Genomic DNA, 18,165 nt, shown 5'->3' with positions numbered 1-18,165 from the left:
TTAATTTGAAGTTGTTTTTAACACGTCGTCCAACTGCACGCGTTCTCCATTTTTAAAAGCCACAATAAAACTTGAAGCGTATCCTTTCGATTTTGCTTCGGAATGTAACACCTTTATTTTATTGTAATCTGACGTGCTGCCATAGTAATATTTGTACAACGAGCCTAAAAACTCTCTGCTCACATTTTCCAGTCCTTTAAAATTATAAGACTTCGGTTCTATTTTTTTAGAACTCGCAGCTATCTGCACTTTAAATTCTACACCATTATACTCTTGAGCCTCTTCCTTTTTTATTGTTGATGTCAATCCTAAATTCTCGCCTACATTCAAATCTAAAGATTTTTTATACTCTAAAATCGCATCGCGAATGGCGTTAGAAATTTCATTTTGTCCTTTGTTTGAGTTTAAGTAAGCGCCTTCAGACTTATTTGTAATAAATCCTGTCTCTATAAGCACACTTGGCATATACGTATTATGCATTACCCATAAACTAGCCTGTTTTACCCCACGACTTTTACGATGTAGTTTTCCCGAAAAGTTATTTTCTATCATCCCCGCCAGCAAAATACTGTAGTCTATATAGTCTTCCTGCATTAAGGTTAAACCTATCAATGATTCCGGAGCATTGGGGTTAAATCCGTCATAATGTTTTTCGTAATCATCCTCTAATAAAATTACTTCGTTTTCCTGTTTAGCCACATCAAAATTACGTTGCGTATTGGCTACCCCTACTACATAAGTTTCGGTTCCATAAGCCTGAGAGTTATGAGCATTACAATGTATCGAAACAAACAAATCGGCATCGGCTTCATTTGCTATTTTTGCACGACCCCGTAAAGTTACAAAGACATCGGTCTTTCGGGTATAAATAACTTTAATACTTGGATTTTTCTCCAGCTCTTCACCAATCTTCAAAACTATTTTTAATGCAACATCCTTTTCTTTAAAACCATACTGCGTAGGCTTTCCCGGATCATGCCCACCATGGCCAGCATCTAAAACAACGACAAATTTATTAGCGTTTTGAGCTCTAAATTCTGAAAATGAGCTTGTAAAAAACAGTATAACAAAACATAAGAAAAATAATAGGGATTTCGTTTTCATATAGTCAATAACTCTTAACACGTCTGATTATTATTAAATTTTAATGATTATTAATCAATCACAAAAAATATATGTAATTTTGGCTTTTCAAAATACCGAGCCAGACTTTACAAAAATACATTTAAAAGCATTGCGTACAAACTACTTTCAAATACTTTTAGCGTTAAGTTTTACAGTGTTTATCAACACAACCAGCTTTTCTCAAGACATTCCAAAGCCCGGCACCAAAGTAGAGGTTAAAAATCAGGACAGCACACAAATCGTGAGCGACAGCTTGCGTACCAGAGTAGTATCGGAACAGATTATGGATACTACGCATCTGGATTCTGTAAAATTAAAACAAGAATTTTTAACCGATTTAGTTAAATATACTGCTAAAGACTACACGGCATTTAACCGCACCGAACAAAAATTATATTTATACAATGAGGCCGAAATAACCTATGGGGATATGAATATAAAATCAGGGGTTATTGTACTGGATTACAGCAAAAATGAAGTATATGCCGGTCGACTTAAAGATACTGCCGGAGTTTACTCGCAACACCCGATATTTACGCAAGGACAGAATGTTGTTGAACCGGATTCTATTCGATTTAATTTTGACACGGAAAAAGCCCTGATTTTCAATTCGAAAACCGAACAATCCGGTTTTCACGTTATCGCGCCCATAGTTAAAAAAGAAAACGACTCGGTAATCTTTATGTCGAAAGCGCAGTTTACCACTTCTGAAAATCTGGAAAACCCGGAATATTATTTTAAATCAAGTAAGATAAAATTTGTTCCTAATAAGAAAATCGTTGTTGGTCCAACCAATATGGTTATTGCTAACGTGCCCACTCCCGTTGCTGTTCCCTTTGGATTCTTTCCATTAACAGACAAGCAAACATCGGGAATTATCATTCCTAGTTTTGGAGAAGATAATAACCGCGGCTACTTTCTGCAAAACGGAGGATACTATTTCGCAGTCAGTGATTATGCCGATTTAACCCTTTTGGGAGATTACTATACCAACGGAAGTTACGGAATTAGAGCTGAAAGTAATTATGCCTATCGCTACAAATTCCGTGGTAATATGGGATTTCGATTTGAAAGTTTAATCAATAGCGAAAAAGGGTTCCCCGACTATTCCAAAAGTACGGTGTACAACCTGCGCTGGTCGCATAGTCAGGATGCTAAATCAAACCCAAGCTCTCGTTTTTCAGCTTCTGTAAACCTAGGTAGTAGTCAGTATTACCAAACGTCTATTAACCAGATTAACACGGGAAACTTCCTTAATAATACCATGTCGTCGTCTGTGTCGTATTCAAAAACTTTTGAAGGCGAACCTCAGGTAAATTTAAGTGTTACCGCCACCCATTCCCAGAATACACAAACCGAACAAATAAACATGACCCTACCTACTTTTCAGGGAAATGTTAGTCGAATATTCCCATTCGCTCCTAAAACAGGAAGTAAAAAGGGAATTATACAAAACATCAATTTACAATATAGTGCCCGAGCTGAAAACCGTATTCAAACAACAGACTCCTTATTTTTCAAACCTCAGATGTTCGATGAAGCCAGAGCGGGAATTCAGCAAACCGTACCTATTAGTACAAACTTTAAATTGTTTAAACATTTCAGTTTAAGTGCAGGAACAAATTATCAGGAAATCTGGACCTTTAAAACAATAAGAAAGTACTATGACGAGATTCTAGACGATGTGATTACAGAAGATGTTAATGGATTCGATGCCTACAGAACGTATAATTTTAACGCCAGTTTAGGAACGACCATTTACGGTATGTTCAATTTTGAAAAGGAAGGCAAAGACTCTAAAATTAAAGCGATTAGACACGTTATGCGTCCTTCCGTAAGTTACAATATCAACCCATCGTTCGATCAATATTACGAAAGCTATGTTATTGACGCCGATGGCAATACTTTCGACGAATATTCACGATTCGAGGAATCCATTTATGGCGCTCCAAACCAGAATTTTTCAAGTTCTTTAGGTTTATCCCTTGCCAACAATTTTGAAGCTAAGGTAAAAGACAGCGACAGTACTGCTACAGAACCTAAAAAAGTAATGTTGTTAAACAACCTTAATTTATCAACCTCTTACAATTTTGCAGCAGATTCTTTACGCTGGAGTCCATTACGTGTTAGTGGTGGTACACAGATTTTAAATAATAAAATGAATATCAACTTTGGTGCTACCCTGGATCCTTATGCCCTGGACAACAACAACCGAAGAGTAGATATTTACAATATTAATAATAACGGTAGCTTGTTTAGGTTAACCAGCGCCAATATGACGGTAAGTTATTCTTTGTCGAATAAATTATTCAGCAAAGACAAGGACGATGATGAAAACGACCGTAGCATTCAGGAAAATTTAAGAGGAGGTGGTCGTGGAGACGACTTGTTTGGGCGCTCACAGGATTTTTCAGATCAGAGCTTTTTTGATGAAGAGGACGGTGAAGAAAAAGAGGATTCGGAATTCTACAAATTTAAAATCCCCTGGACACTTAATTTAGCTTATGCTTTAAATTACAGCAATGCAGCCAGGCAAAACGAAATATCTTCGCATTCCTTAATGTTTTCAGGTAATATCGAGTTATCGCCACGCTGGAGCGTTGGGGCATCTTCGGGTTACGACTTTAAAAATATGGGCTTCACCTATACACAGCTTCGTTTAGAAAGGGATTTACTGAGCTGGAGAATGAATTTCAGCTGGGTGCCTTTTAGTGCCAGAAAATCCTGGTATTTCTTTATCGGAATTAAATCCAGTATCTTGAAGGACTTAAAATACGATAAACGCTTACAACCAGATCAACGCTTATAATCTTAATTCATATGAAAACTATTATCACAACACCAAATGCTCCTGCACCAATCGGTCCCTACAACCAGGCCGTATTAAACAACGGAATATTATATACCTCAGGCCAAATCGCCATCAACCCTAAAACCAACGAATTGGTTTTAGACACTATAAAAGCTGAAACAACTCAGGTAATGGAAAACTTAAAAGCCGTTTTAGCAGCTGCAGATATGACTTTTAACGATGTTATTAAAACATCTATTTTTATTAGCGACATGCACAACTTTGCTGAAATTAATGCGGTTTACGGTGAATATTTTAACGAAGAAACTGCTCCTGCAAGAGAAACCGTAGAAGTTGCGAATCTTCCTAAATTTGTTAATGTAGAGATTAGCGTTATTGCTTCAAAATAAATTCGAGTTTTTTACTCATTTAGCCCAAATTGAAATTAACAACTGTTAATAACAATTTGGGCTATTTTTTTTATTCTACACCTACTAATTAAACATAACTTGTATTTTTATAAGGAAACAAATCCCCTTATAAGATGCGTATAGAACAGGAAATAAAATTAGGCTTTAAAGACGTCATGATTCGCCCGAAACGTTCAACTCTTAAAAGCCGCTCTCAGGTCAGTCTGGAACGTGATTTTACATTCCTACACAGTAAATCTACCTGGACCGGAATTCCTGTCATGGCTGCCAATATGGATACCGTTGGGACATTTCAACTGGCTTTAGCTCTCGCAAAAGAAGGTTTGTTTACCGCCATTCATAAACATTATTCTTTAGACGAATGGAATGAATTTTTAAAGTCAGCTCCCGAAGCAATAGAAAATTATATTGCCGTAAGTACCGGTACAAGTAAAAAGGATGCAGCACATTTAAAACGAATTCTGGACAGCAATCCGCAACTCAGATTTATATGCATAGATGTAGCCAATGGCTATTCTGAACATTTTGTACACTTTGTAAAAGAAACCCGCAAGGCTCACCCTGACAAGGTGATAATCGCCGGAAATGTAGTTACTGGCGAAATGGTAGAAGAACTGTTACTGGCTGGCGCAGATATCATCAAAGTAGGCATTGGCCCCGGGTCGGTATGTACTACTCGAGTAAAAACCGGTGTTGGCTATCCGCAACTCTCTGCTATAATTGAATGTGCTGATGCTGCTCATGGCTTAGGAGGGCAAATTATTAGTGATGGTGGCTGTACTGTCCCTGGCGATGTTGCCAAAGCCTTTGGTGCCGGCGCCGATTTTGTTATGCTTGGCGGTATGCTTGCCGGCCACGAAGAAAGTGGCGGAGAACTTATTGAAAGAAATGGCATGAAATTTAAACAGTTTTATGGAATGAGCAGTGAAACTGCGATGAAAAAGCATGTAGGAGGTGTCGCTGAGTATCGTGCCAGTGAAGGCAAAACTGTGGAAGTGCCTTTTAAAGGCCGCGTGATTCAAACATTACAGGATATCTTGGGTGGCTTACGAAGCACCTGTACTTATGTTGGTGCACAGCGTTTGAAAGAACTAACTAAACGCACAACATTTATTCGTGTAGCAGAACAGGAAAATCAGGTATATACTAAATAAAAAAAGTCTTAATAATCGTTTCAGAAAACTGGTCCACCCGAGACCAGTTTGTGTATTCCAAAGGTTCTTTGGCCTGAGTTGGTCCATGTGTGATTTTCATGATTAACTTAATCAATAGCCTGTCGTACCAAGTATAAGAAGCATAATCCAGTCGACCGGCAAACACATCAACAATATCCGGTCGCCAGCTAATAGTTTTAAAAAACTTAATAAGATATGGATTCGTATCTTTTGAGTTTTTCTCTGGATTTCGGGCAACTAAATTCACAGAAAAAAAAGCCGTATTAACCTGTTCCAGCTTCTTCTGATGCGTTTCTATAAATTGGATTACATTTTTTTGATGCTTACCATATCTGATACTCGCTCCTAAAATAATAGTGTTATAATCCGACACATTACCCTTAAACGATTTAAGCTCGCGCAACTCGGGTTGAAAGCCTTGTTCATTGAGATAAGCTACAATATGTTTACAAATTTTTAGCGTCTGCCCGTCAACAGTAGAATAAAGTATTGCTGCTTTTTTATCCATATTAATATTCCACAACTTTATCTACTACCAACTGTCTCATTGTCTCACCGTCTTCCAACACATATTGGATTTGTCTGGTTTTACCAGTAGCTTTTCCATTTGAATATACTGGAAAGCGCTGTACAAAAGTTCCTTCTACCATAGCAAATTCATCGTGCCCCTGATAACCTGAATTTACGTCGCTTAAGGTCTGTATATCCGGAATACCAAGCATACTTATGGATTTACCATTATTCACAGAATATCCGTAAACCTTACCAAAAGCCTCCGGCTCGTTCTGAGTGTAAATTAAAATTTCGGGAAAAGTATCTTTATTTAAATCATCGATTTCTACATTGGAAATACTACCGGAAATCTCTGTAATTAAAGGTTCATTAGCGCTTGATAAACCTATTGGTCTAACCTCTAAGTTTCCTTGATTTTCTCGTATTACAAACAAATACTCGTTATAAAACAAGGTTTTTACATATCCGGTTTTATCAATCTGACTTGAATCAAAATCACCATCAATTTTAATATACTCATCTGCAAGACTCGCACCTCCCGAACAATAAAAGGCCAAAGTAGAAGCACCTGATTCAGTTTCTGCCGAAATTGCTAAACGCTTTCCTTCAAAATTAAAACGCATTCCTGTACCGTTTTCATACAACTTTAGCGTATTGGCATTTATCACATCAGCAATACCATCGAAAGTACAGGTTGCCTTTTTCTTATCTACTCTGGAACGAATGGATACTTTTACATGGTAATCGTCAATCGCAATTATTTTAACACCAACCCAGTCGTAACCTAAATCCTTTTTAGAATAAGATTCTGTTGCATAATTCCCATAGTTTAGCGAATTAAATTGCACCGTTTCCTGATTGTTTTGAGGTGAAATTTCAGTAGTTTTTAAAGCACCTTTAGCTATTTCCCGATCTCCCTGATACCAAATAAAATCGTCATTCTTTGTCCAGAACACCCAGCCTTCTTCATTTTCGTACTTTATACCACTTGCACTTGGTACGCGCTTTAAATTATAGCTGGTATTAGACTTTACATCGAAAAGCGTTATGATACCATCACTGGAATCGGGATTGGAAACCAGTTTAAATTCTAAGTTCTTATCTGAAGAAACATAAGTAGTAGCATTTTCGAAATCAGCAGCTTTAAAGCTAAAATCCGCTTCGGTGTTAGAGTTGTTACGGCAGGAATTAAAAAGGACTACACCAAAAATTACCAGTAGTAAAACCTTAAAGTTTATTTTCCGCTTCATGGTTGTAAATAAGGATTAATTGCACTTAAAGATAACTAAATAAACCATGCTATTGCTTTATATCTTAGTGTATTTACACAATCACCTACTAAACCTCTGATACTAAATAAAAAACAAATTGATGCTGTTTTTAAGGCGACAATCTGTCTTTTTGCCAGTTATAATCTTCCTGTAATTTATAGCGAATACGATCATGCAGCCTGTTAGGTCTACCCTGCCAGAATTCCAGTTCTACAGGCCTTACAAGGAATCCACCCCAATATTCGGGTCTTGGAATATCTTTACCTTCAAACGACTTTTCCAGATCCTTAAGCTTTTCATCTAAAAATTCACGGCTTTCTATAATTTCACTCTGACGAGATACTATAGCTCCCAACTGACTGCCACGTGGACGCGATTCAAAATAGCCATCGCTCATATTAGCCGCAATTTTTTCAGCCTGACCTTTAATGATAATCTGACGTTCTGCCTGAGGCCAGAAAAACGAAAGACATACATTAGGATTTGCTAAAATTGCTTTTCCTTTTTCACTTTCGTAATTGGTGTAAAATATAAAACCTTCATAAGTATAGCGCTTTAAAAGCACTACTCGGCTCTTAGGGTAACCATCTAAACCTAAGGTCGAAACCGTCATAGCATTGGTTTCATCATCCAGAAAATGCTGATCCACTTCTATAAACCAATTTCTAAAAAGCTCTAAAGGGTTCTCCGGCGTGTCCTCCATTAGCAAAGCTCTTTTCTCGTAAGATTTTCTGTAATTTCCTAAATCCTGTTCTTCCATAGTTTATTACACATTAAAATTTAAATGGTAAATGATTTACCTGCTTCTGCGATATCCACCTCTTTAAAAATGTCCTGAGCTTCTGTAATGAAATCGTTTAAATCGTCATAGCGTGTAGAAAAATGTCCAAGCAATAGTTGTTTTACATTGGCCAGCTGGGCTATGCTAGCAGCCTCTTTTGCTGTACTGTGTTTAGTTGGTGGCGCCAGACTTGCGTGTTGTTCCAGAAAAGTAGATTCGTGATACAGTAAATCTACATGTTTTATAATTGGAACTATAGCTTCATTATACGCTGTATCGCTACAAAACGCATAACTTTTTGGCGGTATTGGTGGTTTTGTTACAGTTTCATTTTTAACAAGTTCCCCTCTTTCATTTACCACATCCGCACCCTGTTTTAATTTCCTGTAGTAGGCAATACTAATGTCATCATTCAAGATGGCATTCATATCCAGTTTGCGTTCGCCTTCCTTTTCTTTAAATAAAAAACCATTGGTATACACCCGATGGTCTAAAGGGATAGTATGCACTTCCACTTTATCATCTTCAAATATTAATGTTGAAGACTTTGATGTTAACTCATGGAAAATAAGATTGAAATTCGTCCATGACTTACTCAGTTTTAACTGAAGTGTAATCACTTCCTTAATCCCTTTAGGCCCGTAAATATGTAAGTCGGTTTCCCGAGTTAACAAACGGAAAGTAGATATTAGTCCAACTAAACCATAAAAATGATCTCCGTGGAGATGCGAAATAAAAATATGCTTTATCCTGTTAAACTTAACTTTGTATTTTCTAAGTTGCACCTGAGTACCTTCTCCACAATCAATTAGAAATATATGATTCTTTATTTCTAATACCTGAGCAGTAGGATGTGTTGATATTTTTGGCGTGGCACTATGACAACCTAAAATAGTTAATTGCATATTTTAAAACCCTAAATCGCGCTCCATTTCCTCCATTTCCACAATATCGTATGCCTCCTTTAAAGTAGGAACAACAACAATTTCGTCCGGAGTTTCATCAAGATTAATTTTATCTGAAACAATTATAAATGAATGTTTCGATTTACGATGTGTGTTAGACAATTGCAGAAATTCGATAATATTATCTAATGTCACCTTATTCAAAGACGACAGGTTAACAATAATATTATCGTTTTTAATTTTAGCGTAAGACGCTTCAATTTTTTGTACTAACTGAATTGGGGTCGCTGTTTCTTGGGTAATAATTGTAATATTACCATCGGTATTTAAAATCATAATTACTGTTTTATTTTTGACGCTAATAAATAAATCACAGCCATTCTAATTGCTACACCATTTTGTACTTGATCTAAAATTATAGCTTGCTTAGAATCGGCAACATCACTCGTAATTTCAACACCACGATTAATAGGTCCAGGATGCATAATAGTTATTTCTTTATCTAAACTATCCAGCAATTCCTTAGTTACACCAAACTGTTGGGTATACTCTCTGGTAGACGGAAAATAACTGATATCCATACGTTCATTTTGCACACGTAACATATTCGCTACATCGCACCAGTTCAACGCTTTACGTAAATCTGTTTCAACTTTTACTCCAAGATCACCTATATACTTCGGAATTAAGGTTTTAGGTCCGCAAACCATGACATTAGCTCCTTGCAACTGAAGTGCATAGATATTTGAAAGAGCTACACGGCTGTGTAAAATATCACCAACGATAACCACATTTTTACCGGTAACCGTTCCTAATCGCTCACGTATTGAAAAGGAATCCAGCAAGGCCTGAGTAGGATGTTCGTGAGCTCCGTCTCCCGCGTTTACGATACTTGCATTCACATGTTTTGATAAAAACACACCGGCTCCGGGATTAGGATGACGCATGACAACCATATCTACTTTCATAGATAAAATGTTATTGACCGTATCTATTAAAGTTTCTCCCTTTTTTACTGAAGATTGTGCCGCTGAAAAATTAATAACATCTGCAGACAATCGTTTTTCTGCCAGTTCGAAAGACAATTTGGTACGCGTTGAATTTTCGAAAAACAAATTGGCAATGGTAATGTCTCGAAGTGAAGGCACTTTTTTAATAGGCCTGTTTATAACTTCTTTAAAATGATCGGCAGTTTCAAAAATTAACTGAATATCTTTTTCCTTAAGATATTTAATACCTAGTAAGTGATTAACACTTAATTCGCTCATCTTATTTAATTATTTATTAAGTACACAGCATCTTCTTCGCCTTGCTCCTGCCATTGTACTATTACTTTTTCTTTATTAATAGCATCCACCTGTCGCCCTCTGAAATTTGGCTGAATAGGTAAATGTCTGCTAAAACGTCTGTCTATTAACGTTAGTAGTTCTATCTCTTTAGGTCTCCCAAAGGATTGAATCGCCGTTAACGCGGCACGAATACTACGCCCGGTATATAAAACATCGTCGATAAAAACCACGTTTTTATTTTCTACTATAAAACTAATTTCTGTAGTATTTGCTTCCAGAGGTTTGTCGCTTCTTCGAAAATCATCACGATAAAATGTAATATCCAGCAGGCCCAGTTTAAGATCTTCTATCTTATACTCTTCTTTAAGGATTTTTGCTATGCGCTGAGCTAAATATTTACCTCTTGGCTGAATTCCAACCAAAACAGTTTCAGAAAAATCGGTATGTTTTTCAATAAGTTGACAAGCCAATCGATGAAGAATGATGTTTACCTCTGTAGCATTAAGTAACACTTTTTGACTCATATTGTTTCCAACGTATTTGCTTAACAAAGGTAAGGTAAAATTTTAATACTTGAGTTTTTCGAAACCAAGAAACACAAAAAAAGCCTTCCAGAATATGGAAGGCTTTTAAGTTATAAACAGTTAGAAAAAAATTATTTTCCTTCCATTTTGTCTTTAAGCGCTTGTAAAGCGTCGTTAGCATCACCTAAAGTTGGTTTTGCTTCCTGGGCCTGAGCAGCTACTTTTTTAGCAGCAGCTTTTACATTAGCGATTTCTTCTTCTTTAAAGATAGCTGTGTGAGACGCTACTACTCTTTTAAATTCTTTGTTAAATTCGATAATTTTGAATTCAGCTGAATCTCCTTTACCTAATTTAGAACCATCTTCTTTCTCTAAGTGACGAGTTGGTACAAACGCTACGATATCTTCGTTAAAGTCGATAGTCGCACCTTTATCCACTACATCAGCAATAGCAGCTGTGTGAGTAGTACCTACTGCAAATTCAGTTTCGTACTTATCCCAAGGGTTTTCAGTTGTTTGTTTGTGACCTAAAGATAGTTTACGTCCTTCAACGTCTAACTCAAGTACAACAACATCTAACTTATCACCTACAGCACAGAATTCAGATGGGTGTTTGATTTTCTTAGTCCAAGATAAATCAGAGATATAAATTAATCCGTCGATACCTTCTTCTAATTCAACAAATACACCAAAGTTTGTAAAGTTACGTACAACACCTGTATGCTTAGATCCTAATGGGTATTTTGAAGTAATATCAGTCCATGGGTCTGGAGTTAATTGCTTAATACCTAAAGACATTTTACGCTCTTCTCTATCTAAAGTTAAGATAACAGCTTCAACTTCATCTCCTACAGACACGAAATCCTGAGCTGAACGTAAATGTGTAGACCAAGACATTTCAGAAACGTGAACTAAACCTTCAACACCTTCTGCAACTTCGATAAATGCACCGTAATCTGCAATTACAACTACCTTACCTTTTACTTTGTCTCCTACTTTTACTTCTTCACCTAAAGCATCCCAAGGGTGTTTAGATAATTGTTTTAAACCTAATTGGATTCTTGATTTATCTTCATCAAAATCAAGGATAACTACGTTTAATTTCTGGTCTAACTCAACGATTTCGTTAGGGTGGTTAATTCTAGACCAAGAAAGGTCTGTAATGTGAATTAATCCGTCTACGCCACCAAGGTCGATGAATACACCGTAAGAAGTAATGTTTTTAACAACACCTTCTAATACCTGACCTTTTTCTAACTGACCAATAATTTCTTTCTTTTGTTCTTCAATATCAGCCTCGATAAGAGCTTTATGAGATACAACAACGTTTTTAAATTCGTGGTTGATTTTAACAACTTTGAATTCCATTGTTTTGTTAACATACTGATCGTAATCTCTGATAGGCTTCACATCGATTTGAGAACCAGGTAAGAATGCTTCGATACCGAATACATCCACAATCATACCACCTTTAGTTCTACACTTAACGAAACCATTAACGATTTCACCAGATTCGTGAGCTGCATTAACACGATCCCAAGCTTTAATAACACGAGCTTTTCTGTGAGATAATACTAACTGACCAGTTGCATCTTCACGAACATCGATTAATACTTCTACTTTGTCTCCTACTTTTAAGTTTGGATTATAACGGAATTCGTTTAAAGAAATAACACCTTCAGATTTCGCGTTAATATCGATAATAGCATCGCGATCTGTAATGTGAACCACTTCACCAACAACAACTTCATCATCTAAAGTGTCTACGAAATTCTCTGCTACTAATTTTTCAAATTCTTTTAATTGCGAATCTTCAACTTCATCAATACCTTCCTGGTAGTTGTGCCAGTTGAACTCTTTTAAGAATTTTTCAGGGTTTGCTTGAGCTTCAGATACTACCGGAGCTTCTGCTTTTTTTGCTTCAGTTGCTTCAACTTCAGCTTGTTTTGCTTTTTCAGCCATTTAATTAAAGTAATAATGTATGGAATTTATATACAAAAAACTCCTGATACATTACGTTTTGTATCCTGCATGTTCTTGGAAAAATTAAGCAACAAACACACAGAAGTGTTATCTATAATTTATTTATCTTCCCTTTTATTTTCCAATTGCCACTAAAAGGAGTGCAAAATTAATTATATTTTTTAAAATAGCCTAATTTTAAACCTTTAAATAAAACAACTGATTTTTAAATAGTTAATAAGCAAAAAAAGTAAGAGGACTAAAATTTATTTTAATTATTGATGCGCTCTTCAGCCAGTTTTAAAATAAATTGAATTTGTTCTTCAATAGTAGCGTTTGAATTATCAATCTCTATGGCATCACTGGCTTTTAATAATGGAGAATCTGCTCTTGTACTATCCAGATGATCCCGTTTCTGAACATTTTCAAGTACAGCATCAAAAGTAATGGTTTCGCCTTTTGCCTTTAATTCGTCATATCGTCTTTCTGCTCTGGTTTTTGCTGATGCCGTCATAAATATTTTTAACTCGGCATCCGGAAACACCACGGTACCAATATCCCGCCCATCCATAACTACAGCTTTATGCGCTCCTAATTCCTTCTGAATTTTAACCAGTGTTGCCCGCACCTCCGGCACCGCAGCCACCTGACTTACAAAATTTGAAACTTCCAGAGTTCGAATCTCTCGTTCTGCATTCCTGTCATTTAAATACACTTCAGCAAAACCTAAATTGGGATTGAATTTAAATGACACTTTTATTTTCTGCAGATTTTGCAATAAATCATCTTTCTTAAACCCAGCTTCAGAAATGAAATTTTGTTGCATCGCAAAGAAGGTTACCGCACGATACATCGCTCCACTATCGACATAAACATAGCCCAATGCCTTTGCAATTTGCTTTGCTATGGTGCTTTTACCTGTTGAAGAGTATCCGTCTATGGCTATCGTTATATGTTTCATTATTGTAAATCTATATTTAAACCAAAATAGTTTGAATTTCCTGCGCTGGTATAACTTGCATACGTATAACTAAATCGCACCCGATTTAATTTAATTGAGAACCCTGCAGATAAACCTGAAAAATTTCTCTGGTCCACTATACGTAGCTCTTCTCCTCGACGAAAACTATACCCTAAGCGTACATTAAATCCTTTGTCTGGAAACAGCTCTGCTCCTACGACCGTATGACGAATTACATTTTGCAAGAAAGACACTTTTTCTTCGGTTTGGTTGCCTTCCAAATCACTTTCTGTCCGTGCCGGATTTGAAACTGCTATAGGCCATTCCTGTAAATTTTCTAAAGTAAGATGCCAACGCAAAGGTACATTTTCCAGCTTTTGCGACATTCCATAATCAATCTCTAAAGGTAAAGGCTCTCTGGTTCCTGCGTAGGTTGTAATCTGAGTTCCTAAATTACGTACAACCAGAGTCGCATTAAAATTTATATCCTCATTAATATATAAAATTCCTAAATCCACCGCTGAACCAAAAGAAGAATACTGCTCTAACCTGGATGTTATCAATTTTAAATTTCCGCCCACATAAAAATCAGAAATACCAACCCGCAAAGCATAACCCAATGATACAGCCGATTCTCCCCCACTAAAGGTTCCGGTTTCGTTTCCTTCTTCATCATAGCCTTCAAAACTTCCATAATTCACATAAGTTATTCCGCCATGAAAGGTCTGAGTTCTTCTATCCCACGTATAAGCATAAGCTGCAGAACCGTAACTAACCGCCCCTAAATGACTCGTATAATTAACTGCTAACTGGTTATCCATTTCAACATTAATAGTCGCCGGATTATACAAGGCCTGAGTTACATCGTAATCGACATTGGTAAGCACTTTACCACCAAGAGCTGCCTGGCGTGGAGATGATACTAAATTTAAAAACTGGTAAGTAGATTCACCACCCAATTGCGCAGACGCCACAACACTACTAATACCAATAAAAAAAAACAGTAATTTTTGCCTCATACAGCTGCAAATTAAATAAATCTTAAACTTAAAACGTCTATTTCCGGATTATATTTTTTAACTATAAAATGGAATACAGCACTTGCACTTTTACCTATAAAATCAAAAATGCATCAAAACAAATTATTTTGATGCATTTCAATATTATACTTTTATTAGAACAAAAACTATAAGGTCTTGGCGTTCTTAACTTTTTGATTCGTTAACGCTACTTTTAAAACTTCACTCATTTCCGTTACATAGTGGAACGTTAAACCTTTTAAATATTCCTGTTTTATTTCTTCGATATCACGTCTGTTATCTTCACATAGAATAATTTCTTTAATTCTTGCTCGCTTGGCCGCCAGAATCTTTTCTTTAATTCCGCCAACCGGCAACACCTTACCTCTTAACGTAATTTCTCCTGTCATTGCTAGACTATCTTTTACCTTACGTTGTGTAAACAGAGATACCAGCGACGTAAGCATAGTAATTCCGGCACTAGGTCCGTCTTTTGGCGTTGCGCCCTCAGGTACGTGGATGTGTACATTATATTTATCGAATATATCCGGATTTAAATCCAGTTCTTCAGCATTCGCTTTAATATACTCCATTGCAATCGTAGCACTCTCGCGCATTACTTTACCCAAATTACCGGTAATATTTAAATTTCCTTTTCCTTTAGATAAAATAGATTCTATAAATAATATATCACCTCCAACACGTGTCCACGCCAGACCGGTAACTACACCCGCAACATTATTATTTTCGTACTTATCGCGTTCTAATTTTGGTCCGCCAAGTACTTCAATAATATCCTCATTTGTTACCTTAATATTATACTCCTCTTCCATAGCAATATTTTTGGCGGCATGACGCACCATTTTTGCTATTTGTTTTTCTAAACCACGTACTCCGGATTCTCTGGTATAACCTTCTACAATTTTTTCTAATTGCGGCTTTGCTATTTTTAAATCCTTTTCATTTAAACCATGTTCTTTTAGTTGCTTAGGAACCAAATGACGTTTGGCAATCTCCACTTTTTCCTCTATGGTATACCCCGTTACGTTTATAATTTCCATACGGTCTAAAAGTGCAGGCTGAATGGTATTTAAACTGTTTGACGTTGCCACAAACATGACTTTAGACAAATCGAAGCCCATTTCCAGGAAATTATCATGAAACTCGCTGTTTTGCTCCGGATCTAAAACCTCTAGTAAGGCTGAAGACGGATCGCCCTGATGCGAATTAGATAATTTATCAATCTCATCTAAAACAAAAACAGGATTCGAAGTCCCCGCCTTTTTAAGACTTTGAATGATACGGCCTGGCATAGCCCCTATATACGTTTTTCTATGCCCTCTTATTTCTGCTTCATCTCTCAATCCACCTAAAGAAATACGCACATACTCACGCCCTAAAGCCTCGGCAATAGATTTTCCTAAAGAGGTCTTACCAACTCCCGGAGGGCCGTAAAGACATAAAATAGGAGACTTCATGTCATTTCTTAATTTTAAAACAGCCAGATATTCAATAATACGGCGTTTCACATCTTCCAGACCATAATGATCACGATCTAAAATACGTTGTGCGCGTTTTAAATCGAATTTATCTTTACTGAACTCATTCCAAGGTAAATCTAAAAACAGATCCAGATAATTGCGCTGAATGGAATATTCGGCAACCTGAGGGTTCATTCGCTGCATTTTTGAAAGCTCTTTTTCAAAATGATTCTTCACGTTATCATCCCACTTTTTCTTCTTTGCACGAAGACGCATTTCCTCAATTTCTTCCTCATAGCTAACACCACCCAATTCTTCCTGAATGGTTTTCATTTGCTGATGCAAGAAATATTCGCGTTGTTGCTGGTTCATATCACTCTGAACCTTTAACTGAATATCGTTTTTAAGTTCCAGTTTTTGAAACTCCATATTCATAAATTTCAATGTCTCCAAAGCGCGTTCTTTAAGATCGTTATTCTCTAAAAGACTTTGCTTCTCCTTAACAGTAAGGTTCATGTTAGAAGAAATGAAATTGATTAAAAACGAATTACTCTCTATATTTTTAATAGCAAATGAGGCTTCGCTTGGAATGTTAGGGCTTTCCTTTATTATTTGCAGCGACAGCTCTTTAATAGACTCTACTATAGCTAAAAACTCTTCGTTATTCTGTGCGGGTTTTTCTTCCGGCACTTCAGAAACAGTAGCTTTTAAATAAGGCTCTTCTGTAATTACTTCGTTAACCTTGAAGCGTTTTTTCCCTTGGATAATAACAGTTGTATTGCCATCAGGCATTTTTAAAACACGTAAAATTCGTGCTACGGTACCTGTTTCGTAAATATCATTAGCTGTAGGGTCTTCTATGGTTTCATCCTTTTGCGAAACCACTCCAATTACTTTCCCCCCTTTATTAGCATCGTTTATAAGCTTTATCGATTTATCGCGACCTGCAGTAATAGGGATTACAACCCCAGGAAATAAAACGGTATTACGTAATGATAAAATAGGTAAGGTTTCCGGAAGCTCTTCTTTATTTATTTCTTCTTCATCTTCGGGCGTCATTAACGGGATTAACTCTGAATTTTCATCGAACTCCTGTAATGACAAACTGTCAAGACTTAAAAAATTAGATTTTTTCATATATCAATTTAGGTCAATCTGTCATAATAAACAGATTGCATTTCAGTATTTAAGCTATTTCGTTTTGTATATCGTATTCAAAATTAGCGGAATACCAACAAAAACACACCACTAATCATCACTTAAATTTCAATTTATATGCCAAGCTTCAAAAAAAATAAAAACTTTTTTTAACCAAACTGTAACAATTAGCCAATAAGCGTATCTTTAAAATAAACCATCATTATTAAAATAGTTGTCACTAAGCCACCAACATATTAACACGCTTATAGAACAATGTAAAACCGGAACCCAATCGGCTCAAATGGAAGTTTATAACCGTTACTATAAAGCCATGTATAATGCAGCTTTTAGAATTGTAAAAAACAGTTTTGAAGCCGAAGATATTATGCAGGACTCTTTTTTAACGGCCTTTACAAAACTAAACACCTTAAACGATATTAATACGTTTGGCGCCTGGTTAAAACGAATAGTAATTAATAATAGTATACAACATTTTAATAAGAATAGTAAACACAGCGATGTTCCTTTTGACACAGTAATGTATAAAGTTGAAGATACTTATGTAGACACAGACAAAGACGATACGGCAAAACAAAAAGCCCAGTTGGTTTTACAAAAAATGAATGGATTAAAAGATAATTACAGAATTGCCCTGACCTTACATTTAATTGAAGGTTACGATTACGAGGAAGTTTCCAGTATAATGAATATCAGTTATGCCAATTGCAGAACAACCATTTCCAGAGCGAAAGACAGTTTAAGACAAAAACTAGAACACATTGTTTAAAACAAAACATT

At 36.3% G+C, this 18,165-nt stretch carries 16 protein-coding genes; 4 read left to right on the top strand and 12 right to left on the bottom strand.

From position 1 onward, the window contains the following. A complete protein-coding gene (locus I3217_RS01385) occupies positions 1-1,104 on the bottom strand; it encodes an N-acetylmuramoyl-L-alanine amidase family protein (RefSeq protein WP_435047932.1) in 1,104 nt (367 codons plus the stop codon). A 43-nt stretch (positions 1,105-1,147) separates the two neighbouring features. Here I3217_RS01385 and I3217_RS01380 point away from each other — a divergent pair, with 43 nt between their 5' ends. The 3 genes from I3217_RS01380 to I3217_RS01370 all read left to right on the top strand — a co-directional run bounded on the left by I3217_RS01380 (position 1,148) and on the right by I3217_RS01370 (position 5,501). Then, a complete protein-coding gene (locus I3217_RS01380; RefSeq protein WP_435047931.1) occupies positions 1,148-3,934 on the top strand; it encodes a putative LPS assembly protein LptD in 2,787 nt (928 codons plus the stop codon). Positions 3,935-3,945: 11 nt separating this feature from the next. Continuing rightward, on the top strand, positions 3,946-4,326 hold the full coding sequence (locus I3217_RS01375) for a Rid family detoxifying hydrolase (RefSeq protein ID WP_435047930.1): 381 nt from the start codon (positions 3,946-3,948) through the stop codon (positions 4,324-4,326). A gap of 134 nt (positions 4,327-4,460) precedes the next feature. Continuing rightward, positions 4,461-5,501: a GMP reductase gene (locus I3217_RS01370; protein WP_435047929.1), complete on the top strand. Its 1,041-nt coding sequence runs from the start codon at positions 4,461-4,463 to the stop codon at positions 5,499-5,501. On the opposite strand, the gene hemG is transcribed toward I3217_RS01370, so the two are convergent. The 11 genes from hemG to lon all read right to left on the bottom strand — a co-directional run bounded on the left by hemG (position 5,494) and on the right by lon (position 17,364). Beyond that, a complete protein-coding gene (gene hemG, locus I3217_RS01365) occupies positions 5,494-6,030 on the bottom strand; it encodes a menaquinone-dependent protoporphyrinogen IX dehydrogenase (RefSeq protein ID WP_435047928.1) in 537 nt (178 codons plus the stop codon). The two genes, I3217_RS01370 and hemG, sit on opposite strands and share 8 nt — an antisense overlap. A gap of 1 nt (position 6,031) precedes the next feature. Further along, the gene (locus I3217_RS01360) at positions 6,032-7,285 is read right to left on the bottom strand and encodes an MliC family protein (RefSeq protein ID WP_435047927.1); all 1,254 of its coding nucleotides are present in this window, start codon (positions 7,283-7,285) and stop codon (positions 6,032-6,034) included. Positions 7,286-7,415: 130 nt separating this feature from the next. After that, positions 7,416-8,066, bottom strand: coding sequence for a pyridoxamine 5'-phosphate oxidase (pdxH, locus tag I3217_RS01355; RefSeq protein WP_435047926.1), 651 nt, complete (start codon positions 8,064-8,066; stop codon positions 7,416-7,418). A gap of 20 nt (positions 8,067-8,086) precedes the next feature. Next, the gene (locus tag I3217_RS01350; RefSeq protein WP_435047925.1) at positions 8,087-8,992 is read right to left on the bottom strand and encodes a ribonuclease Z; all 906 of its coding nucleotides are present in this window, start codon (positions 8,990-8,992) and stop codon (positions 8,087-8,089) included. A 3-nt stretch (positions 8,993-8,995) separates the two neighbouring features. Continuing rightward, positions 8,996-9,328: a ribonuclease Z gene (locus I3217_RS01345; RefSeq protein WP_435047924.1), complete on the bottom strand. Its 333-nt coding sequence runs from the start codon at positions 9,326-9,328 to the stop codon at positions 8,996-8,998. A gap of 2 nt (positions 9,329-9,330) precedes the next feature. Next, positions 9,331-10,260: an aspartate carbamoyltransferase catalytic subunit gene (locus I3217_RS01340; protein ID WP_435047923.1), complete on the bottom strand. Its 930-nt coding sequence runs from the start codon at positions 10,258-10,260 to the stop codon at positions 9,331-9,333. Positions 10,261-10,265: 5 nt separating this feature from the next. Then, positions 10,266-10,805 (bottom strand): bifunctional pyr operon transcriptional regulator/uracil phosphoribosyltransferase PyrR, encoded by a 540-nt coding sequence (gene pyrR, locus I3217_RS01335; protein ID WP_435047922.1) that lies wholly within the window; start codon positions 10,803-10,805, stop codon positions 10,266-10,268. Positions 10,806-10,936: 131 nt separating this feature from the next. Continuing rightward, complete coding sequence (gene rpsA, locus I3217_RS01330) at positions 10,937-12,766, bottom strand: 30S ribosomal protein S1 (RefSeq protein ID WP_435047921.1); 1,830 nt, start codon at positions 12,764-12,766, stop codon at positions 10,937-10,939. A gap of 271 nt (positions 12,767-13,037) precedes the next feature. Beyond that, positions 13,038-13,727, bottom strand: coding sequence for a (d)CMP kinase (cmk, locus tag I3217_RS01325; RefSeq protein WP_435047920.1), 690 nt, complete (start codon positions 13,725-13,727; stop codon positions 13,038-13,040). Then, the gene (porQ, locus tag I3217_RS01320; RefSeq protein ID WP_435047919.1) at positions 13,727-14,746 is read right to left on the bottom strand and encodes a type IX secretion system protein PorQ; all 1,020 of its coding nucleotides are present in this window, start codon (positions 14,744-14,746) and stop codon (positions 13,727-13,729) included. The genes cmk and porQ overlap by 1 nt, the downstream gene beginning before the upstream one ends. A gap of 167 nt (positions 14,747-14,913) precedes the next feature. After that, positions 14,914-17,364 (bottom strand): endopeptidase La, encoded by a 2,451-nt coding sequence (gene lon, locus I3217_RS01315; RefSeq protein ID WP_435047918.1) that lies wholly within the window; start codon positions 17,362-17,364, stop codon positions 14,914-14,916. A gap of 235 nt (positions 17,365-17,599) precedes the next feature. On the opposite strand from lon, the gene I3217_RS01310 reads away from it, so the two are divergent. Next, complete coding sequence (locus I3217_RS01310; protein ID WP_435047917.1) at positions 17,600-18,154, top strand: RNA polymerase sigma factor; 555 nt, start codon at positions 17,600-17,602, stop codon at positions 18,152-18,154. The last annotated feature ends 11 nt before the right edge of the window (positions 18,155-18,165 follow it).

The sequence above is a fragment of the Formosa sp. S-31 genome, from assembly GCF_051172795.1.
Classification (GTDB): Bacteria; Bacteroidota; Bacteroidia; order Flavobacteriales; family Flavobacteriaceae; genus Formosa.
Note: the sequence above shows the minus strand (reverse complement) of the source record. Positions and strands in the feature narration are given on the sequence as shown.